The organism is Thermosulfurimonas dismutans, assembly GCF_001652585.1.
Lineage (GTDB): Bacteria > Desulfobacterota > Thermodesulfobacteria > Thermodesulfobacteriales > Thermodesulfobacteriaceae > Thermosulfurimonas > Thermosulfurimonas dismutans.
Genome location: NZ_LWLG01000013.1, coordinates 25,620 through 45,669, shown reverse-complemented (window position 1 = coordinate 45,669; position 20,050 = coordinate 25,620). Strand labels below are relative to the sequence as shown.

At 51.1% G+C, this 20,050-nt stretch carries 25 protein-coding genes; 15 read left to right on the top strand and 10 right to left on the bottom strand.

The genetic code is table 11. The features are described 5' to 3' along the window. Positions 1–3 precede the first annotated feature (3 nt). From dksA to TDIS_RS08160, 5 genes are read right to left on the bottom strand one after another with little or no spacing between them, the layout of a single operon-like run. Entirely contained in the window at positions 4–366 is a 363-nt protein-coding gene (dksA, locus tag TDIS_RS08180) for an RNA polymerase-binding protein DksA (RefSeq protein WP_068671175.1), read from the bottom strand. Then, complete coding sequence (gene moaC, locus TDIS_RS08175) at positions 347–850, bottom strand: cyclic pyranopterin monophosphate synthase MoaC (protein WP_068671173.1); 504 nt, start codon at positions 848–850, stop codon at positions 347–349. Before moaC ends, dksA begins: the two co-directional genes overlap by 20 nt. After that, entirely contained in the window at positions 850–1,971 is a 1,122-nt protein-coding gene (gene dnaJ / locus TDIS_RS08170) for a molecular chaperone DnaJ (protein ID WP_068671171.1), read from the bottom strand. Before dnaJ ends, moaC begins: the two co-directional genes overlap by 1 nt. Next, the gene (gene rpoZ, locus TDIS_RS08165; RefSeq protein WP_068671169.1) at positions 1,968–2,231 is read right to left on the bottom strand and encodes a DNA-directed RNA polymerase subunit omega; all 264 of its coding nucleotides are present in this window, start codon (positions 2,229–2,231) and stop codon (positions 1,968–1,970) included. Before rpoZ ends, dnaJ begins: the two co-directional genes overlap by 4 nt. Positions 2,232–2,243: 12 nt before the next feature. Then, positions 2,244–2,468, bottom strand: coding sequence for a NifU family protein (locus TDIS_RS08160; RefSeq protein ID WP_068671167.1), 225 nt, complete (start codon positions 2,466–2,468; stop codon positions 2,244–2,246). Between the two features lie 109 nt (positions 2,469–2,577). Here TDIS_RS08160 and ilvD point away from each other — a divergent pair, with 109 nt between their 5' ends. Genes ilvD through TDIS_RS08130 form a run of 6 tightly spaced genes read left to right on the top strand, consistent with a single transcriptional unit; the run spans position 2,578 to position 9,124 of the window. Next, positions 2,578–4,236, top strand: a complete 1,659-nt coding sequence (gene ilvD / locus TDIS_RS08155) for a dihydroxy-acid dehydratase (RefSeq protein WP_068671164.1) — start codon at positions 2,578–2,580, stop codon at positions 4,234–4,236. Then, positions 4,237–5,085, top strand: a complete 849-nt coding sequence (locus TDIS_RS08150) for a PfkB family carbohydrate kinase (protein ID WP_068671162.1) — start codon at positions 4,237–4,239, stop codon at positions 5,083–5,085. 31 nt (positions 5,086–5,116) lie between these two features. Beyond that, complete coding sequence (locus TDIS_RS08145; protein ID WP_068671160.1) at positions 5,117–5,887, top strand: MlaE family ABC transporter permease; 771 nt, start codon at positions 5,117–5,119, stop codon at positions 5,885–5,887. A 2-nt stretch (positions 5,888–5,889) separates the two neighbouring features. Beyond that, positions 5,890–6,666: an ABC transporter ATP-binding protein gene (locus TDIS_RS08140; protein ID WP_068671158.1), complete on the top strand. Its 777-nt coding sequence runs from the start codon at positions 5,890–5,892 to the stop codon at positions 6,664–6,666. Next, entirely contained in the window at positions 6,641–7,717 is a 1,077-nt protein-coding gene (locus tag TDIS_RS08135) for an MlaD family protein (protein WP_068671156.1), read from the top strand. The genes TDIS_RS08140 and TDIS_RS08135 overlap by 26 nt, the downstream gene beginning before the upstream one ends. Before the next feature lie 15 nt (positions 7,718–7,732). Continuing rightward, positions 7,733–9,124, top strand: coding sequence for a hypothetical protein (locus TDIS_RS08130; protein WP_068671154.1), 1,392 nt, complete (start codon positions 7,733–7,735; stop codon positions 9,122–9,124). Here TDIS_RS08130 and TDIS_RS08125 read toward each other — a convergent pair. From TDIS_RS08125 to TDIS_RS08105, 5 genes are read right to left on the bottom strand one after another with little or no spacing between them, the layout of a single operon-like run. Next, on the bottom strand, positions 9,116–10,468 hold the full coding sequence (locus TDIS_RS08125; RefSeq protein ID WP_068671152.1) for a sigma-54-dependent transcriptional regulator: 1,353 nt from the start codon (positions 10,466–10,468) through the stop codon (positions 9,116–9,118). The two genes, TDIS_RS08130 and TDIS_RS08125, sit on opposite strands and share 9 nt — an antisense overlap. Next, complete coding sequence (locus TDIS_RS08120) at positions 10,458–11,420, bottom strand: sensor histidine kinase (protein WP_068671150.1); 963 nt, start codon at positions 11,418–11,420, stop codon at positions 10,458–10,460. Before TDIS_RS08120 ends, TDIS_RS08125 begins: the two co-directional genes overlap by 11 nt. Next, a complete protein-coding gene (locus tag TDIS_RS08115; RefSeq protein ID WP_068671148.1) occupies positions 11,420–12,064 on the bottom strand; it encodes a histidine phosphatase family protein in 645 nt (214 codons plus the stop codon). The genes TDIS_RS08120 and TDIS_RS08115 overlap by 1 nt, the downstream gene beginning before the upstream one ends. Then, the gene (locus TDIS_RS08110; protein ID WP_068671146.1) at positions 12,051–12,812 is read right to left on the bottom strand and encodes a YkgJ family cysteine cluster protein; all 762 of its coding nucleotides are present in this window, start codon (positions 12,810–12,812) and stop codon (positions 12,051–12,053) included. The genes TDIS_RS08115 and TDIS_RS08110 overlap by 14 nt, the downstream gene beginning before the upstream one ends. Continuing rightward, positions 12,809–13,105 (bottom strand): LapA family protein, encoded by a 297-nt coding sequence (locus TDIS_RS08105; RefSeq protein ID WP_068671224.1) that lies wholly within the window; start codon positions 13,103–13,105, stop codon positions 12,809–12,811. The genes TDIS_RS08110 and TDIS_RS08105 overlap by 4 nt, the downstream gene beginning before the upstream one ends. Here TDIS_RS08105 and TDIS_RS08100 point away from each other — a divergent pair. The 9 genes from TDIS_RS08100 (at position 13,104) to TDIS_RS08065 (ending at position 19,938) form a co-directional block, all read left to right on the top strand. Beyond that, complete coding sequence (locus TDIS_RS08100) at positions 13,104–13,865, top strand: RluA family pseudouridine synthase (protein ID WP_084271030.1); 762 nt, start codon at positions 13,104–13,106, stop codon at positions 13,863–13,865. The two genes, TDIS_RS08105 and TDIS_RS08100, sit on opposite strands and share 2 nt — an antisense overlap. A 36-nt stretch (positions 13,866–13,901) precedes the next feature. After that, the gene (locus TDIS_RS08095; protein ID WP_068671141.1) at positions 13,902–14,093 is read left to right on the top strand and encodes a CooT family nickel-binding protein; all 192 of its coding nucleotides are present in this window, start codon (positions 13,902–13,904) and stop codon (positions 14,091–14,093) included. Beyond that, positions 14,090–14,266 carry a hypothetical protein gene (locus TDIS_RS11255; protein ID WP_153303809.1) on the top strand — a complete coding sequence of 59 codons (177 nt, stop codon included), beginning with the start codon at positions 14,090–14,092 and terminating at the stop codon, positions 14,264–14,266. Before TDIS_RS08095 ends, TDIS_RS11255 begins: the two co-directional genes overlap by 4 nt. After that, positions 14,232–15,866, top strand: coding sequence for an arginine--tRNA ligase (gene argS / locus TDIS_RS08090; RefSeq protein ID WP_068671139.1), 1,635 nt, complete (start codon positions 14,232–14,234; stop codon positions 15,864–15,866). The genes TDIS_RS11255 and argS overlap by 35 nt, the downstream gene beginning before the upstream one ends. Before the next feature lie 3 nt (positions 15,867–15,869). Further along, positions 15,870–16,505 (top strand): SPOR domain-containing protein, encoded by a 636-nt coding sequence (locus TDIS_RS08085; protein ID WP_068671137.1) that lies wholly within the window; start codon positions 15,870–15,872, stop codon positions 16,503–16,505. A 6-nt stretch (positions 16,506–16,511) separates the two neighbouring features. Further along, entirely contained in the window at positions 16,512–16,979 is a 468-nt protein-coding gene (locus tag TDIS_RS08080; RefSeq protein ID WP_068671135.1) for an N-acetyltransferase, read from the top strand. After that, a complete protein-coding gene (locus tag TDIS_RS08075; protein ID WP_068671134.1) occupies positions 16,963–17,910 on the top strand; it encodes a radical SAM protein in 948 nt (315 codons plus the stop codon). Before TDIS_RS08080 ends, TDIS_RS08075 begins: the two co-directional genes overlap by 17 nt. A gap of 45 nt (positions 17,911–17,955) precedes the next feature. Beyond that, complete coding sequence (locus tag TDIS_RS08070; RefSeq protein WP_068671132.1) at positions 17,956–18,276, top strand: TusE/DsrC/DsvC family sulfur relay protein; 321 nt, start codon at positions 17,956–17,958, stop codon at positions 18,274–18,276. A 144-nt stretch (positions 18,277–18,420) separates the two neighbouring features. Beyond that, positions 18,421–19,938 (top strand): alginate export family protein, encoded by a 1,518-nt coding sequence (locus tag TDIS_RS08065; RefSeq protein WP_068671130.1) that lies wholly within the window; start codon positions 18,421–18,423, stop codon positions 19,936–19,938. Positions 19,939–20,050 lie beyond the last annotated feature (112 nt).

The following is a 20,050-nucleotide window of genomic DNA, read 5'->3' as shown; positions in this document are numbered from 1 at the left end:
AGGCTATTCTCCGCGAAGTTTCTCCAGACGCTCCTGCTCTCGTTTGCAGCGGATGCAGAGAGTGGCCTCCGGACGGGCCATGAGACGCTTTTCCTCAATCTCCTCTCCGCAGGCCTCACAGATCCCGTAAGACCCTTCTTCAATCTTCTGCAGGGCCTTGTCTATCTTCCTGATAAGTTTGCGCTCCCGGTCACGAATGCGGAGTTCAAAACCAAGATCACTTTCCTTGGAGGCGATATCCGTAGGATCAGCCAGGCGTTCGCTCCCCCCTTCAAGAGAATGAAAGGTGCGATCGGCTTCCTGAACTAGTTTTTGCCTCTTTTCAAGCAGGAGGTTTTTGAAGTATTCAAGCTTTTTGGGATCCATGAAGTCCTCCTTTTTCCAGAATGATCTCTCCGCTCTTGCCCCCTCTTTTCTCAAGAAGGCGAATATCCGTTATCCGTATCCCTTTGTCAATACCTTTACACATGTCATAGATCGTAAGGGCAGCTACTGATACGGCCGTAAGGGCCTCCATTTCCACTCCGGTCTGGGCTACGGTTTTCACCCGGGCCTCGATTTCAAGACTTTTTTCCGCTTCGTTCAGGGCAAAATGGATTTCGATCTTGCTTATGGGTAGAGGATGACAGAGAGGGATGAGTTCCGGGGTTTTTTTGGCCGCTAGTATTCCGGCGATCCGGGCAGCGCCGAAAAGGTCCCCTTTGGGAAGATTGCGGTCTTTTACTAGAGGAAAAACTTTGTCTCCCAAGATGACCCGTCCCCGAGCCACGGCCTCCCTAGCCGTAGGGACTTTCTCGGAGACATCCACCATCCGGGCTGAACCGTCTTCGGCAAGATGCGTAAATGCCATCAGGCTTCTCCGAAAATTTTTCCTAGAAAGCTCTTCTTGCGTTGCGATTTAATCCTGGGGGCCTTTTCCTTTTCGAGTTCGGCGAACCGTCGGAGAAGCTCTTCCTGCTCCCGATTTACTTTGGAAGGTAGCTTTACTTGAAGATGGACGATAAGGTCTCCGGGAGCCCCCCCGCGGGAATCCGGAAGTCCTTTACCCTTTATAGTGATGCGATCTCCGGGTTGACTTCCCTTGGGAATCTTGATCTTGATCCTTTCCCCGGAAAGATGGGTGACTTCTGTTTCGGCTCCGAGGATGGCGTCCACCACACCGACCACGAGATCAAGATGAAGATCTTTGCCTTCCCGGCGGAAATATTCGTGAGGTTTGATCCTTACCTTAAGATAGAGGTCCCCCGGGGGACCACCATATAGTCCGGCCTCGCCCTCACCGGGAATGCGGATAAGAGAACCTTCTTCTACCCCGGGAGGAATCTTGACTCGGAGTTTTTTACGCCCCCAGATCCGACCTTCACCGTGACACTTGGGGCAGGGATCGGAAACGTAAGTGCCCATCCCGTGACAATGCGGACAAGTGGTGCTCAGCCTAAAAAAGCCCTCCGAATGCACGATATGCCCCCGGCCTTTACAAACCGGGCAATACCGTGGGCCGGCCCCGGGCGCCAATCCTGAACCCGCACATTCCTCGCATTTTTGATAAAGCTCAAGGGTAACCTCGGTTTCCTTGCCTCGATAGACTTCCTCAAGGGTGAGCGAGATCTCGTAGGAGAGATCAGCTCCGGACCTGGGGCGTCGGCCTGGTTTCTCTTTAAAGCCGAAACCGAAGAACTCTTCAAAGAGATCAGAAAAGGCAGAAAAGATGTCCTCTACGTCTTCGAAACCACGAAAACCCGTCCGATGTAGGCCAGAGAATCCCTGAGAATCATAGATGGCCCTTTTCTGAGGATCCGAAAGAACTTCATAGGCCTCGGAGATTTCCTTGAACCGTTCCTCCGCTTCCCGGTCTCCAGGATTGCGGTCGGGATGGTATTTTAACGCCAGACGCCGGTAGGCCTTTTTAATCTCCTCCTGGGTGGCGTTACGTGAAACTCCCAGGATGGCATAGTAGTCTTTTTCCTTCACGACTCTTTACCGGGCCCTTTACCTTCAAGAAGGTCAGAAATGGAGAAGTCTTCGGCTTCCTTGGCCAATTCTTTGATATTTTCGAAGGTTACCTTACCAGCCGCAATTTCCCTGAGAGCGGTCACAATTTCGCGGTTATCACATTCTACCAGGGGTTTGGCCCCCTTGCGCAGTTGTCTTACCCGCTCTACCGTTAAATGAATAAGTCTAAAGCGGCTGGGAACCTTTTCTAGACAATCTTCAACTGTAACGCGGGCCATCCCGCAACCTCCTTACATTACGGCTTCTACAGCCTTGACCTCTGGGACTTCTTTTTTGAGGTAACGTTCAATACCCATCTTAAGGGTCATCTGAGACATGGGACAGGTCCCGCAGGCCCCACGGAGACGAACCTTTACCACCCCATCCTCCGTGATGTCCACCAGCTCCACGTCTCCACCATCGGCCTGAAGCATGGGCCTGACTTTGGCCAGAGCGGCCTCGACCTCTTCTCGCATAATGAACCCCCTTTTCAATTTGGCCTAAAGTTAACCGCTTTTATTGAAAAAGCAAGGGTGTTATAAAGAAGATTATTATAGTGATTGAAACTTGGGAGGAGGTTTAGATATGCGGAGTGATCGTGTCAAGAAGGGGCTGGAAAGGGCCCCTCACCGATCCCTTTTGAAGGCCTTAGGCCTCACGGATGAGGAGCTCAAGAAACCTTTAATAGGGATTGCCAATTCCTTTAATGAAATTGTTCCCGGCCACATGCACCTCCGTCAGATTACCGAAGCCGTTAAGGCCGGGGTACGGATGGCCGGAGGGGTTCCGATTGAGTTTGGGGTTATCGGGGTCTGCGATGGCATTGCCATGAACCACGAAGGCATGCGCTATTCTCTGGTGAGCCGTGAAATAATCGCCGATGCCATAGAGATCATGACTCAGGCCCATGCCTTTGACGCCCTGGTCCTGGTCTCAAGCTGTGACAAGATCACCCCGGGGATGCTCATGGCGGCTTTGAGGCTCAATATCCCGGCTCTTCTCGTCTCCGGCGGCCCCATGCTTACCGGCAGTTTCCGCGGACGCAAGGTCAATCTCATTTCGGTCTTTGAAGGCGTGGGGCGGGTCAAGGCCGGAGAGATGACCGAGGAGGACCTAGCGGAGCTTGAGGAATGTGCCTGTCCTACTTGCGGTTCCTGTGCCGGGATGTTTACGGCCAATTCCATGAACTGCCTTTCCGAGGCTCTAGGTTTGGCGCTTCCCGGAAACGGGACCATACCAGCGGTCACGGCTGAAAGACTACGTCTGGCCAAAAGGACCGGGATGAAGGTGGTCGAACTCCTTAAAAAGAGGATCACCCCCCGTAAGATCGCTACTGCGGAGGCCTTTCGTAATGCCATCGCGGTGGACATGGCCTTGGGCTGTTCCACCAACACCGTCCTTCATGTACCGGCCATCGCTCGGGAGGCGGGTCTTGAGCTCCCTCTTGAGGTCTTTGACGAGATCTCCCGCAAGACGCCAGTTTTGGCGAGCCTTATCCCTTCCGGGCCTTACAGTGTGCCCGAACTTCATGAGGCCGGGGGCATACCGGCGGTCATGGCGGAGCTGACCAAAGTGGGGGTGATAGAGACCGGTGTGCTTACCAGCACAGGTAAAAAACTCAAAGAAATCCTAAAAGAGGCCTGCATCCTCAATCCCGAAGTTATAAGGCCCGTAGAGAAGGCTTATCGAGAGGAAGGGGGTATTGCCATACTTTGGGGAAATCTGGCTCCGGAGGGGGCGGTGGTCAAGACCAGTGCCGTGGTTCCCGAAATGATGAAACATGAGGGGCCAGCCCGAGTTTTTGATTCCGAGGAGGAGGCCTACCGGGCCATTCTTGGTGGAAAGATAAAGCCGGGGGATGTGGTGGTCATTCGTTACGAGGGACCCAAGGGCGGTCCCGGGATGCGGGAAATGCTGTCTCCCACTTCAGCCATCATTGGTATGGGACTCGGTTCCTCAGTGGCTTTGATTACGGACGGACGTTTCAGCGGTGGTACTCAGGGGGCCTGTATCGGGCATGTTTCTCCTGAGGCCGCCGAAGGTGGCCCCATCGCCTTGGTAAAAGATGGAGATCGTATCCGGATAGATATTCCGGAGAGGAAACTAGAGCTCTTGGTCTCGGAGGATGAACTTTCTACTCGGCGCAAGGCCTGGAGGCCCAAAAAGAAAAAGGTTTCCGGAGTCCTTGCCCGATACGCAAAACTGGTAAGTTCAGGGGCCAAAGGAGCAGTTTTCGAAGACTAAATGGCCCGCTATCTCCTATTGGGGCACATTACCCGGGACCTAGTACCGAAAGGCGGTTTTCGTTTCGGTGGGGCCGTACTTTACGCCGGTCTCATGGTAAGAAGGTTGGGTTTCGAGACCCACGTTATTACGGCCTCGGCCGAAGACCCTGAAGAACTAAAGAACCTTTTTCCGGAGCTCTTCATTCATAATCAAATTTCACCGGAGACTACGGTTTTCGAAAATCAAGAAACCCCCTATGGACGAAGACAAAAGGTACATGCCAGAGCCAAACCTCTTGATTTTTCTTTGCTAAATAGACCTATTGAAACGGATGTCCTACATCTGGCTCCGATCTTGGACGAAGTTCCGATAGAGGGAAAGGTTTATGTTGAGCTTTTTCGTTTTCGTTTTTTGGTAGGCAATCCTCAGGGTTGGTTTCGGAGAGTGGCCCCTGACGGGGCCGTCATTCATGCTCGTCCGGATCTATCAAAGGCTCCCCATTTTCACGCTTTGGTACTAAGTGAGGAGGATCTTTCTGCGGATCCGGAGGGGTTACTAAAAGAACTAAAAAATATTTCGGAAATACTTGTGTTGACCAGGGGCGCGGAAGGTGCAAGTCTCTTTATAAATTCAAATTCAAAAGAAAAATTTGTTCCGGCCCGAAAGGTGGAAGTCGTAGATCCTACTGGGGCCGGAGATATCTTGGCAGGGGCCTTTTTTGCCTTTCTCTATAGAGGGAAAAGTCCGGAAGAAGCCTTAGAAAAGGCCATAAGAATGGCCGCTATCGGGGTTAGCCGGCCAGGGTTATCTGGAGTACCAAATTTTAATGAAATAGGAAGCTTGCTTAGTAGTTTGGATCAGGTATAAAATAATGCTAGCCAGGAGAAGGTGGATCGTAATGCTCAACTTTTTGTCTTATTTAGGGCGGGTGGGGTTAGATTTTATCTCTCAAGCCGGGGGGATGGCCCTTCTTTTTCTGACTACTCTGGTTTATACCTTTAGGCCTCCCTTTAGGTTGAGGCTCTTTTTTAAACAGATGGAGTTTGTTGGTGTCAATTCCCTTTTGGTGGTGGTTCTTACAGCCCTTTTTTCCGGAATGGTAATGGCCTTTCAGGGGTATCATGCCCTCTCCAAATTCGGAGGGGAAAGCCTTCTCGGAGGTTTGGTAGCTTTGAGTCTTGTGCGGGAGCTGGGGCCGGTGCTTACTAGTCTTATGGTTACGGCCCGTGCTGGCTCTGCCATGGCGGCCGAGCTGGGCTCTATGCGGGTTACCGAACAGATCGATGCCTTGGAGGTGATGGCTGTAAACCCGGTTCACTATTTGGTGGTGCCCCGTTTCTGGGCGGCCGTGATTATGGTGCCTCTTCTTACTATCATTGCTGATCTGGTGGGGATCGCCGGTGGCTACCTGGTTGGGGTCATGCTCTTGAATGTGGATGCCGGAATCTTTATTCGAAAGATGCAGGAAATGGTGGAATGGCTGGATCTTTCGAGCGGTATATACAAGGCCTTCGTGTTCGGAGGTTTGTTGTCTATAATTGGTTGCTATAAAGGTTATAACGCCTCCGGGGGAGCAGAAGGGGTAGGACGGGCCACCACCGAGGCCGTGGTCATTGCTTCGGTAAGTATCCTGGTGGGAGACTATATCCTGACCTCGCTTCTTTTTTAGTCATGGTGAAATTGGTCGATTTATACAAGAGTTTTGGGGAACAGACGGTCCTAAACGGGATCAATCTAGAGATCCCTCGGGGAAAGCTCACTTTTATAATGGGCCGCAGCGGAACCGGAAAGAGCGTGCTCCTCAAACATATCATAGGTCTTCTCAAACCGGACCGAGGGCAAATCCTGATTGACGGTCAGGATGTGACCCACCTTTCAGAAAAGGAGTGGCAGAGACTTAGGCGTAAGTTCGGATTCCTCTTCCAGGAGGGGGCTCTCTTTGATTCTATGACGGTGGCGGAAAACGTAGCTTTTCCTTTGATAGAACATACCAAGCTTTCCAAAAAAGAAATCCAAAGAAAGGTGGAGGAGAAACTTTCTCAAGTGGGTTTGCTTGAGGCCCGGAACAAATATCCGGCTGAGCTTTCTGGAGGTATGAAGAAACGAGCGGCTCTTGCCCGGGCCTTGGCTCTTGAGCCCGAAATTATTCTTTTTGATGAGCCTACTACCGGTCTTGATCCCATGCTTCAGGTCGCCACCATGAAACTTATCCGGAAGACTCAACAGCAGTATGGTCTTACCGGAGTAGTTGTTACCCACGATGTCCCTATAGCTCTCATGGCGGCGGATTATATCGCGTTCCTAAATGAAGGAAGGGTGGTAGCCGAGGGAACTCCGGAAGAGATCAAAAAGAGCGAGCATCCCTTTGTGAGGGAATTCTTGAAAAGTGCTTTTGAGGGATGCTATCCCGAGGAGGGTAGAGATGTACAAGAAAAGCACGGAGATTAAAGTTGGCGTTTTTGTTTTGGTGGCCCTTTTGGCTTTAGCTTATCTCACAGTCAAACTTGCGGAAGAATCCTTGGTTCCCCGAGGAACTTATCCGGTCTATGCGGTATTCGATAACGTTTCGGGACTCGTGCGGGGAGCCCGGGTGGAGATGGCTGGGGTAGAGATTGGAAAGGTGGGGGCCATTTCGCTTCTTCCCGAAGGCCGGGCCAAGGTCGAACTCCTGATCTACAAGGACTTCAAGCTAACCCGGGACGCCGAGGCCCTTATCCGGACGGCTGGGGTTCTTGGAGATCGTTTTGTAGAGGTTAGACAGGGAAAATCTTCGGAATTTCTTGTGGCTGGAGCTACCCTAGCCCACACACAAAGTCCTATGGATCTCAGTCAGGTAATTGCGGAGGTTGGCCCGGCTATCAAAGATTTGAAGAAGGTGGCCGAGGGGTTGAGTGAGATTCTGGGAAGCGAGGAGGGACGTAATAACCTCAAGGAATTGATCGTTAATCTTAGGGATGCCAGTGCGGCCTTTAAAGAGGTGGGCGAAAAGGTAGTCCGGGGTGAGGGCACTTTGGGTAAACTCCTAGTAGATGAGACCCTTTACACAGATATTAGACGCAGCTTTGCAGACTTTAAAGTCACTATGGCCAATTTAAAAGAGGTCTCCGAAAAGATGCGGCGAGGAGAAGGTACTTTAGGCAAACTCCTTACGGATGAAGAGCTTTACCTCAGCTTTAAGGAAGCCATGAAGAGCGTGGAGAGGGGGTCCACGGCCATTGCAGAAGTAGCGGATAGAATAAACAAAGGGGAAGGTACTCTTGGCAAGCTTTTGACGGATGACGAACTTTATGAAGAGCTCAAGGACACGGCGGCCTCCCTGAATCGGATCGTAAAGAAGGTTGAACGAGGTGAAGGTACCTTGGGTAAACTCATCAACGATGATTCTCTCTACATCGAGGCCAAGAAGACCCTTCAAAACGTGAACAGAGCCAGCACCGGGATTCAGGAACAGGTACCTATTTCTATCCTAGGCACTATTGCCGGGGCAGCTATGCAATAAGGGTAGTTGGACAAGATGAAGAGATCGGTTTTTGTGGGCCTTTTGCTCTGTCTTCTGCTTCCGGGCCTCGGTTGGGGAGATAGTTTTCGTATCAATCTCTGGCCCCTTCTTTTCTATGCCAAAGAAAAGGAAAGGTCCCGTCTTGAGCTCTTGGGGCCTTTTATTTATCGTTATCGTAACACCAAAGAGGATTCTTTCTCTTTAAGACCCATCTTTACGGAGGTCACCAACAAAGAGGAAAAAACCGAGGATCTCTATTTTCTCTCTCCTCTCGGGCATTATCATAAAGAGAAAGATTTCCGAAGGTTTCGTTTGGTCCCTCTATTTTCTTACGACTGGGTAGAGGGAGAGAAAACTTCGGGGGCCCACCACACCTATTTTCCGGTTTTCTGGGGAAGGACTGAGAGCGGGGAGAAGTACTGGGGGCTCTTTCCTATTTACGGCCGCATGAAGGAACGTTTCGGATACGACGAGATCAGATTCGTACTATGGCCGATCTACTCCCAGGCCAGAGAGGGTTCCAATCGATCCACCAATATTCTCTGGCCCATCTTTAACTACAGCCGTGGTCCAGAACTCTCGGGGTTCAAAGTCTGGCCTATATGGGGTTATCGCGAAAGGAAGGGCCAATTTCGGCGTTCTTTTTTCCTCTGGCCATTTTTTATCTCGGAAGAAAGGTATTACGATGATGGTCCTCCGGCCCGCAAGAGGATGTTTTTCCCTTTGTGGGTAAGAGAGGAAGGACCTCGTTATCGCAAAACTATCTATTTCTGGCCTTTCTTTCAGCATTTGGAGACCACTGACCAGCGATTTAAACAGTGGGATCTTCCCTGGCCCATTTTTCAGATTCAGAAAGGCGAAGATAAAGAAGGATTCCGAATCTTTCCCCTTTTCGGATACCGCAAGACTTCGGATAAAGAGAGTAACTTTGTTCTTTGGCCTATTTTCCAGGGAGAACATCTTGTGAGGGGGAAGGAAGAGGAAACCTCCGCCAGGATTCTCCTCCTATCGAGATATCGTAAGGTTTATCGGGAGGGAGAGGAGAAAGAAAGTTTTATTCGTTTCTGGCCTTTGTTTGTACGATATAGGAGCTCCGAGGGAGAAAGTCTTTTTTACTTTCCGGCCATATTGCCTTTCTATGATGAAGGTGTTGAAAGAAATTGGGGTCCTTTTCTAAAGTTGCTTGAATATTACCGGTTTCCCGATGGAAAACGGTACTTCAAACTTTTATGGGGGCTTTATCGTTATGAGGCTGGACCTTCTAAAAGCGTACAAGAAATAGCATTTTTGTTATCTCTGCGCCGATCACCTTCGGAATTTGAATTTTCATTGTTTCATGGCTTGTTTGCTATTGGGAAGGAAGGGGGAAGGTTTCGACTCAAGGTGTTCTGGTATCCTTTATTTTGAAATTCCCCAGCGTTTTAATTTTTCCCTCAAGGTCTTGCGATCGATGCCCAGTCGTTTGGCAGCTAGGGTCTTGTTGCCACCACAGCTTCGAAGCACCTTGAGGATATAACGTTTTTCTACTTCTTCAAGCGGTAGATCATCCTCTAGCTTGAATTCTAATTTTTCACTCTCGAAACCAGCAAAATAAAGGTCTTCCGGGGTAATGATATCCTTGCGAGCGAATACTACCAGTCTTTCGATGGTATTTTCGAGTTCTCGCACGTTACCCGGCCAGGTGTAGCTTTGAAAGGCTTCAATGACTTCTGGGGACAGAGCTTCTACCGGTTTGCCATGTTTTCTCGCATACCGTTTAAGGAAATATTCGGCTAGCAGGGGAATATCTTCTCTTCTTTCCCTCAAGGGTGGTAGCTGGATGGAAATTACGTTTAAACGGAAAAAAAGGTCTTCGCGAAAATTTCCTTTACGGACCTCTTCCTTCAGATTTTTATTGGTGGCGGCTATGATTCTTACATCCACTCTTATCAGACGATGACTGCCTACCGGCGAGATTTCCTTTTCTTCAACGGCCTTAAGGAGTTTGGCCTGAATATCAGGCGATATATTGCCAATTTCATCGAAAAAGATGGTACCATTGTTTGCCAACTCGAACTTTCCGATCTTGTGAGAGGTAGCTCCGGTAAAAGCGCCCTTTACGTGTCCGAAGAGCTCGGATTCGAAAAGGGTAGGTACTAGGGTGCCGCAGTCTACGGCTACAAAGGGGCCTTCCCGTCGGGGACTCATTTCATGGATCTTCCGAGCCAAGAGGCCTTTGCCGGTTCCGGATTCTCCAGTGAGGAGTACGGTGGAATCGGTTTGGGCCGCAAGCGCCGCTCTCTCAAGGACGCGCTTTATAGCCGGACTCTGACCTATGAATTCGATAGTGCCTTCCTTTTCGGCTAGAGTGCGTTTGAGGTAGAGGTTTTCAAGAGTCAACCGTCGTTTCTCTAGGGCCTTTTCTACGGCCAGCCTTAATTCCTGAGGGCTGAAGGGTTTCTGCAAGAAGTCGGTGGCCCCCAATTTCATGGCCGAAACTGCTACCTGTACCGTCCCATAAGCCGTGATGACAATGACTTGGGCCTGGGGATCTTCTTCTCTGATTTCTTTTAGGAGTTCTAATCCTTCCACACCTGGGAGCTTTAGATCCAGGAGGACAACATCGAACTCAAAGTCCGAGATAAGCTTGCGAGCCTCTTCCGCAGTACCGGCCAGTTCTATCTCGTAGCCTTCACGGCTTAACACCTGAAAACAGGCATCTCTAATTCCAGGGTCGTCATCTACAATGAGGATCCGAGCTTTAGTCTTCATAGGTCTTCAGAGGTAAAAACACCCTAAAAGCTGCCCCCTGGGGTTTGACGTTTCTTACCTCTATTCGGCCCCCATGTTGTCTAACTATACCGTGACATATGGAAAGCCCAAGCCCTGTGCCCTTTCCGCTCTTTTTGGTGGTGAAAAAGGGTTCGAAGATAAGGGGGAGGAGATCTTCCGGTATCCCCGGACCGGTATCGCGAATCTCGAAGAAGACCTCGGTTTCCGTTTGGCCGGTCTTAAAATGGATCTCACCTTGACCTTCCATGGCTTCCCCGGCATTGATGATAAGGTTTAGAACTACCTGCTCTAGTTGGGGTCTTACGGCTTCCACGGGAGGGAGATCTGGTTGGAGTTGCCAATAGGGTTTTACACGGCGAAGGATTCTATAGTCTGAGACCAGCTCATACATTTCTTTCAGGAGAGAATTTAGATTTAGAGGCTCCTTGTGAACGTCCTCTGGACGTCCAAAATTGAGGAGGGCTTTGGCAATTATGCGACAGCGGGTGGCCAGCTTGATGATCTTTTCCACGTGAGTGTGAAGGGGGCTTTCCGGTGGCAGATCTTCTTTAAGGAGATTGCTATAGAGAAGGATACCTCCCAAGGGATTGTTTATCTCGTGAGCGATTTCTCCGGCCAGTTTGCCCATGGCGGCCAGCCTTTCTTCTCGTAACCAGGCTCCTTCTTCTTTTTCCCAGAGGATAACCAAGTTTTGGTCTTTCCCAAAGGGAAGCAGAAGCCCAGAAAGATTAATGACCGGTTCAAGGGGTTTTAACCTCTGGGCCTCGAATAACCCAGGATCGTTCGGAAGCGGAAAGAAGAGCTCCGAAAGGGAGAAGTCACTTCCTTCTTTGAGAGCGAAAAGCTTACGGAACGCCCGGTTTATGAAAACCGGGCGTTCACCTTTAAAAATACCGGCAGCTTCCTTTAATCCCTCGATTACTTTTCTCACTATATTCCATAATACTCAAGGTAAGGCCGGAGGTCTATCTCTGGCGGAGCGTTGAAAAGGGCCAATAGGGGAGGGGAGTCCGGGAAGAAGACCAGGAGATTTATGGCCCCGGGACGTTGTTCCAGGGCAAAAAAGCGATTAAGAGGGATATCCAGGAGACGGGCTATCAAGACACGGTTGAGGCCTCCGTGTGAGAAGATAACCACCAGTCCTTCCGGGAAGTGATATTTAATCTCGGATACTACCCGTAGAGCCCGTTCGGAAAGATCCTTTAGACTTTCTCCTCCGGGGGGTTTTATTTTTTCGGGATGCTCCAATCGCTCCCGGAATTCCGGGATCTTCAAGAGTTCCTTGAAAGTGAGACCGGTCCACTTTCCGAAATCGATCTCCCTTAAAAGAGGGGTTAGAGTTAGAGGCACGCCAGACCTTTCGGCAAGGAGTTTGGCTCCGTAACTTGAGCGGGAGAGATCGCTTCCGTAAACGGCCTTTATTTGAAAACGTGAGAGTTTTTCTACCAGTTCTTCAGTTTTTTTGCGCCCAACGGGGCTCAGTGGGACATCCGTTTGGCCATAGAGAATCCCTCTGGGATTTTCAGTTTCCTCGTGTCGCAAAAGTAGGAGAACAAGCGGTTTAGAGGATCTCATCCAAGAACGAAAGGGCTTCTCTTTGTCCGAAACCTTCCTTGATCTCGTCGAGGTGTTCCTTGAAAGTTTTCCCCGAAGGCAACTTCAGGCGATAAAGCCTGGAGAGGGCCTTTCGCAGGTATTCTTCTTCTGGGGAGTAGGCCAGATCAGGGGCCTCGCGGTTCCCTAGAAGCCATTCCGGTACTTCTTGCGCGCCGGCTTCAAGATCCCTCAGAAATTTTATCTGATCTATGAGATGCCCATAAACTCCGCCTACATCCAGTTCTTCAATGAGTTGAAAGAGGAGGCTTGAGAGCCCGAGAAATTCCGGGGGCATTATGGCTTCTCCTGAGAGTTCGCATTTCGTTTTGGAAAACATTACCCGGCAGGTTAGGGGCCGCCTTTCATAGGCCAGACAAAGGTTCTCGGAAGAGAGAAGAGGGCAGGGCCCGAGGTTGGCCATCTGATCTTCGGGGGGGTTTTTCCCCTGCATGAGAAGGAAAGCCATGGTGTTGGGTGTGCTCCCAGGACGGGGGTATTCTTTAAGGGCCAGCAATCGGGCTTCAAGTTCCGGAGTCAAAACTTCTTTGAGATACCGGGCCTCGAGGGAGGTGGTCCAAAGGTAAGTGGTGCAGCAGGAGTTACATCCCGGGCTACATACGAATCCGAAGTTCTTGGCCTCGTTTTCTATAAAGTGATAGAGGCCCTTTAAGAGTTCTAGTTTTTCGGCATAGGCATAATCCGGTTTTACGGTTATAAAAGCAGTCATGACGAGGAGCTTTCCGAACCGCCTATTTTCTGTTTCAACTCGTTTAGCTGTTTCTCTAGTTCGTTTATTTTCCGGTTTTTGTCAAAGAGTTCTTTGCGGCGTTTGAGTCTTCCAGGGAGAGATATCAGAAAGATAAGGATCATGCCTGCCAGAAGCGAGAGAATGATGACCACCGCTAGAGAGCTCTCAAACTGCCAGACCAAAAACTTGACCGCTACCGGCGAGGCGTTCTGGATGGCAAAGGCCGCAAACAAGACGCCAATTATGGCTGCTAGGATCAGGTAAAATTCCATGAAAATGAATATGGAACAAAAGCCTGCGGGTGTCAAGGAGAGCTTGAAAATCCTTTACGAGGACAATCATCTCCTGGCTATAGAAAAGCCGGGCGGCCTTTTGATTCAGGGAGACCGTACCGGAGACCCTACTCTTCTTGAGGCCGCCAAAGCTTACTTGAAAGAGAAATACCGGAAACCTGGAGGGGTTTATCTCGGTCTGGTTCACCGGCTGGATCGGGTAACCTCAGGGGTAGTTCTTTTGGCCAAAACTTCCAAGGCTGCGGCCCGACTGAGCGAGGTCTTCAGGGAAGGAGGGGTACGGAAGGCCTATCTGGCGGTGGTGGAAGGGCATCTGTCTGAAGAAGCCGGAATTATGAAAGCTTATCTCCGATGGGATGCCCGTCTAGGAAGAACTCTGGTCTCGGAAACTCCTCGTGAGGGTTTTCGGAAAGCGGTAACCGGATTTAAGGTGGTGGGACGTTTTAAGGGAAGCACAGCCCTTTTACTTTTCCCGGAGACCGGAAGGAAACACCAGCTTCGGGCCCAACTTGCGCATATAGGCCATCCTGTAATGGGGGATCGACGCTACGGTTCCCGTCGGCGAGTGCTTTCCGGTAAAGCCATTCTCCTTCACGCCCTGGCTTTGGCCTTGATGCACCCCATTAAAAGATTTCCTCTTTTTCTCTTTGCTCCTCTTCCGTCCTATTTTCCGTCTATTCCGTGCGAGTCCAAAGACCTCAAAGCCTTTCTTCTGCCGGATGGACAAAACAATTTTTAAGGTATAGGTTTTGAATAGAAACTAGGAGGTGATCTTATGTGTCAGACGCGGGTTTTTGTGCGTCGGGGAGATACAGAGGAAGAAATCATGAAGGATGTGGTGGCCTTGGAGGTTAAGCCGGATGGTGTCGTTCTTCGGGCTTTTTTTGAGCCCCCCAAGGAGATCAAAGGACGGATTCGGGAGATAGACTTCTTGAAACACCGGGTGATAGTGGAGGAGGAGGCGTGAAAAAAGAGGAAGAGGTAGTTATTTGTGCCCGTTGCGCCTGGCGGGAGCATTGTGTAAAACGTTTTTCCTTTGATAATACCAAACCCATCAAGTGCCCGGATTTTAGCCTCGACGTCACTTTGAAACACGAGGGTGAAGATGATCGTAAAGAAGATTCGGGAGGAACTACTTAAACATCTTCCGGAGGATCTTCCTTTCAAAGTGGAACCTCCTCGGGAGGAAGCCTTTGGCGACTACGCTACCAATGCCGCCTTGGTGCTGGCCGGAAGGCTCAAACGTCCTCCCCGCGAACTTGCGGATGAGCTTGCGGGCAAGCTTTCCGCTCGCGCGGACCTCTTTTCGAAGGTGGAGGTGGCCGGGCCGGGGTTTATCAACTTTTTTGTGGCTCCGGGATATTGGCAGTCGGTAGTAAAAGAAGTCCTTTCTCGGGGCGAGGACTATGGGCGCAGCGAACTAGGCCGTGGCCGTAAGGTTCAGGTGGAATTTGTTTCGGCCAATCCCACCGGTCCGCTCCATATCGGTCACGGCCGGGGAGCGGCTGTAGGCGACACCTTGGCTCGTATCCTTTCCTTTGCCGGTTACGAAGTCGTCAAGGAATACTATGTAAACGACCGCGGCCGGCAAATGGAGATCCTGGGGCGCTCCGTGTGGCTCAGGGCCCGGGAGCTTTCCGGTGAAAAGATAGATTTTCCCGAGGATCACTATCGAGGGGACTATATCAAGGACCTTGCCCGTAAGCTTTTGGCGGAAAGGCCGAATTTACTTACCTTGCCAGAAGAAGAAGCCGTAGCCATTGCTCGCGATTTTGCCCTCAGAGAGATTCTAGAAGAGATCAAACAGGATCTCATTGATTTCGGAGTTTCTTACGATGTCTGGTATTCGGAGAGGGGGCTTTACGAACGGGGCGAGGTGGAGGAGGCCTTGCGAGCCCTTTCCGAGGCTGGCCATCTTTACGAAAAGGAAGGGGCCCTTTGGTTCCGGGCTTCGGCCTTTGGCGATGAGAAGGACCGGGTGGTCCGACGTTCAAATGGCGAGCCCACCTATTTTGCCTCGGATATCGCCTACCATCGGGAAAAGTTTCTGAAACGGGGATTTGACCTCGTAGTGGATGTCTGGGGGGCCGACCATCACGGTTATGTGCCCCGGTTAAAGGCCGTACTTTCCGCTCTGGAGATCGATCCTGAAAGGTTGCAGGTCCTCCTTATTCAAATGGTTAATCTCATCGAGGGAGGAAAGCTCAAGAGTATGTCCACCCGGGCTGGAGAATTTGTAACTCTGCGGGAGCTTATGGACGAGGTGGGCCGGGACGCCGTGCGTTTCACCTTTCTGACCCGAAAGTGTGACGCTCCTCTGGAGTTCGATGTGGAGCTTGCCAAGCGTCAGAGCCAGGAGAATCCCGTTTACTACGTGCAATATGCCCATGCGCGCCTGAGCAGTGTCTTCCGCAAGACCGAAGAGGCTGGTCTGAAACTCGAGACTTTTGGAGATGCGGATTACACTCGCCTAGATACCCCGGAGGATTTCAAGCTCTTTAAGCTCTTGGATGCCTTTCCGCAGGTGGTGGAGGATTCCGCAAGGAGTCTTGAGCCCCACCGTCTGACTTATTTCCTTCTGGATTTGGCCACGGCCTTCCACGATTACTACACCAAACACCGCTTTCTTTCCGAGGACGAGGAACTTTCTCGGGCCAGACTGGCCCTGGCTCGGGCGGTGAAACAGGTCCTCAAGACCGGCCTGAATCTTCTCGGGGTCTCGGCCCCGGAAAGGATGTAAGCCATGGCCAAGAGATTTCGTATAGAACTGGGGTTTCTAGGCTTAACTTTCGTATTTGTGCTTTTGATCTGTCTCTTTCTCTGGATGTTTATCCTCGGGGTCTGGTTTGGGCAAAAGATGGTGGGCAAAGGTCCCTCGCCGGTGGCGGAGAAGACCCTCAAGGAAAAGGTGCCCGAAGAACTCCCCTCAGCCGAAGAAGTTCAGCCTCCCAAGGTGATGGGGGCGGAGGAAACTACGAGGCCTTCCGGTTCGTCTTCAGCCAACCTTTCCGGGCCAGAATCTCCTAAAGGGGCCTCTTCGGAGACTCGAACCGTTACGAGTTCGAAATCCGAACCAGAGGTCAAGGTCCCATCCCCAACCAAATCGGCTTCCCCTTCTCAAAAAAAGCTCTCCTCCGAACCTTACTATACCCTTCAAGTGGCCTCTTTTAAGGATTCCCTGGAAGCCGAGCGTTATGCCCGATTTTTCAGGGATCGTGGGTATTTCTCGCAGGTGGTGAAGGTCGAGCTTCCGCGAAAGGGGATTTGGTATCGGGTGTATGTGGGGAAGTTTAGGAGCCTTTCGGAGGCCAAAGAGGCCTATACTTATCTCAAGCAAAAAAAGCTTATCAAACAGGCCTACATTAAACGCGTGGATTAGGTATCCGTGATAAGGAAAGCCCGTCTCAGGGACGTAAAGGACATCCATCGTCTGGTTTCTCATTTTGCCAAAACTGGCCAGGTAATTCCTCGGCCTCTTGGAGAACTTTATGAGGCCGTGAGGGAATTTTTCGTTTACGAAGTCCCGGAAAAGGATCTCATTGCCGGGGCCTGTGCCCTGCATATTTCCTGGGAGGATTTGGGAGAGATCCGTTCGTTGGTGGTAAGTGAAGAGTTTCAGGGTACGGGTATCGGGGCGGAGTTGGTAAAGGCTTGTCTTTCCGAAGCTAGGGATCTAGGTCTTTCCCGGGTATTCGTGCTTACGGTGGCCCCGGATTTCTTTGAAAAGCTAGGCTTCAAATTGATCGAGAAATCCGAACTGCCACACAAGGTCTGGGCGGACTGCATCCGATGCCCCAAGTTTCCGGAATGCGACGAAGTGGCCATGGTGAAGGATCTTGAGACCGGAGACTGATAAGAAACTTTCTGCGGTAAGGAAAGCCCTTGGGGCCCTCCGGGAAGCCCTATCCGACTGTAAGCTTTGTCCCTGGTGCTGTGGAGTCGATCGTTCCGCTGGGGAGAGGGGGAAATGCGGTCTTCCGGCCGGGCCCGTGGTCTCCGGTTACGAGCCCCATTTCGGCGAGGAAGCCTGTCTGGTGGGCGAAGGGGGTTCCGGAGCGGTCTTTTTTACGGGTTGTAACCTCTTCTGCGTCTTTTGCCAGACTTGGGAGATAAGTCGCGAAGGACGGGGACGTGAGGTCACCGTGGAGGAGCTTGCGAAGATTTTCCTTGAGCTAAAGGCCCAAGGATGCGAGAACCTCAACCTTATAACCCCCACCCCTCAGATCCCGGTCATTTTGGAGGCCCTGGAGAGGGCTTTGTTCGAAGGTTTTGACCTTCCGGTGATCTATAATACCGGGGGCTACGAGAGGGTAGAGGTTCTGAAGGCCCTCTCAGGGGTGGTGGACATTTATCTTCCGGACTTCAAGGTTTGGAATCCAGAGGTAGCCGAACGGTTCCTTGGGGCCAAGGACTATCCAGAGGTGGCCCGCAAGGCCATCAAGGAAATGCACCGCCAAGTGGGAAATCTCCAGCTTGATGAAAGGGGGAAGGCTAGAAGTGGACTTTTGGTTAGACATTTAGTTTTGCCGGAAGGGCTTTCCGGGACTGCGGAAGTAATGCGTTTTCTGGTTCAGGAGATCTCACCGTATATTACGGTAAACCTTATGGGTCACTACCATCCCGAAGGTGAGGCTTACCGCCACCCTCCTCTTGATAGGCCTCTTTTTGAAAGAGAGTGGCAGAAGGCTATCGAAGAGGCTCAAAAGGCAGGCATTTTTAATTTTGACCGGACTCATTGGCCTTTACTTCCCTTAATTCTTCTTGACAATTCGAATGAGAGATAGTAATTAACTTGCCGTGCAAAGAATTCAGGAAAGGAGGAGGTAGTCATGCCTACAGTCGAGTACAAAGGAAAGACCTTCGAAGTTGACGAAGACGGGTTTCTCCAGGGAGGTATGGATGCTTGGTGCATGGAGTGGGTTGAGTACGTAAAGGAGCAAGAGGGTATTCAGGAGCTTACCGATGAGCACTGGAAGGTGATCAAGGTGCTTCAGGATTATTTCAAGAAGAACGGCGTGGCTCCCATGGTGCGGATCCTCTCTAAGGTTACCGGTTATCCCCTCAAGAAGATCTACGAGCTTTTCCCCTCCGGTCCGGGTAAAGGTGCCTGTAAGATGGCGGGTCTCCCCAAGCCTACTGGTTGTGTGTAGTCTTTTGGTCTGGCTCAAAAAGGCGACTCCTTGGTGTTGGGAGTCGCCTTAATTTTTTTGGGGGAGTATGGGCTTGATTTTGTATGGGCTTAGTTTTAATAATCTGATAAAATAATGTTAAAATTTGCTTAGGGAGGTAAAACGATGAGGAAGGTGTGGGGTTTGTTTTTGGTGTTTGTTTTAAGTTTGGGTTTGGTTGGTTTGGCGCAAGCGGCTAGCCTTGAGTTTCATGGTGAGTTTGGGGTTAAGGTTCAGACTACCAACAATGCGGGGATTTTAACGAACTTTGATGATCTAGAGACCTGGAACTCCAATGCCATGATGGGATTCCTTATGACCGATTGGGACACTATCGGTGGGAAGAGGGCCTGGTTTGCTTCCACTAATAGGGCGGCTTTGGGAGATGCCCATGATGCGGGCATCACGGTGGACGAGTTTAACGGAAAGGATCTAGATGATACCTGGGCCTCGCTTCAGTTCCGGCTCTGGGCCGTGGCGAGCAGCGACGACGGCAAGATCAAGGGCGTGTGGGCCATGGAGGTGGGTTCGGCCCGTTTTGGAGAAAATGATCAGTTGGATCTCCATAACGAGTCCACTAACATTGAGTCTCGGATGCTTTACCTGGACTTCGCCCTGCCCTGGTTCGAGAATGTGCGGGCTAAGGTGGGATTGGCTCCTTATTATGTGAACCGTTTCCTCTGGAACGAGACCGCCCCGGGTATTGCCCTTTACGGCAACACCGATCTTGGCTTCGGAAACCTTGACTACGCCCTGGTCTGGGTCAGGGCCCGAGATAAGTGGGGCAGCAATAATGACAAGAGCGATAATAACGACGCCGATGCCTACGCCATCGTGTTGGGTTACGATGCTACCAAGATGAGCGGTCTCGATAAGGCTAAAGTTCTGGGTTACTTCATCTATCTCAACGACCAGACCCGCAGCTACAACTATTATTACAACGGTCTTTCCTCCGACAATCAGCCTTGGTATTTGGGCCTGGATTTGGATCTGGCTAGCGGTCTCTGGAGTTTGAATACCGGGTTCATTTATGAGGGTGGTGATTTTGATCTTCATGGGAATGTTCCTGCCGGCATGGACGATAACATGGATCACGATGCCTATCTGCTTTATGCCGAGTTGGGCTACCGGGTGAACGAGCAGATCAAGGCCTCCTTCCTCTGGTGGTGGGCCACGGGTGATGACGACCCCTATGATGGCGACGTGGAGAACTTTAACGCCATCGACACTCACACCTTTGGAAGTGTGGTCCTTTTTGAGGACGCCGCTTTCGACGACGGCTATGTGGTGTCCCGGCACCCTTATCTCAACAACCTCGGGTTCCAGATGTATCGCCTGCGGGTGGACTATCAGGCCACGCCGAGGCTCGCCCTGGCTGCGGCCGTGAACTACATGAAGTTTGACGAGGACGCCTACTGGGTTGATGAAGCCGGTAATGTTAAGAATGACGACGATATCGGTTGGGAGCTCGACGTCTATGCCAAGTACGAGCTCTACAAAGATCTCACTCTGGATGTGGCTGCCGGTTATCTCTGGGCTGGGGATGGTCTGGATGCCTGGGCGGATAAGGACGGCAACGGCTATGTGGATAGCGATGCCGATGATATGTATCGGATCTCCGTGGGTGTGACCTATTCCTTCTAAACTGCTCCCGCGATCCACTGAATGCAAAGGGGGGCGGGGCAAACCCGCCCCTTTTTTTATTTTTGGTCCTTTACTTTCCCCGCCTCCCCAGCTATGAATAACTTTAAGAGGG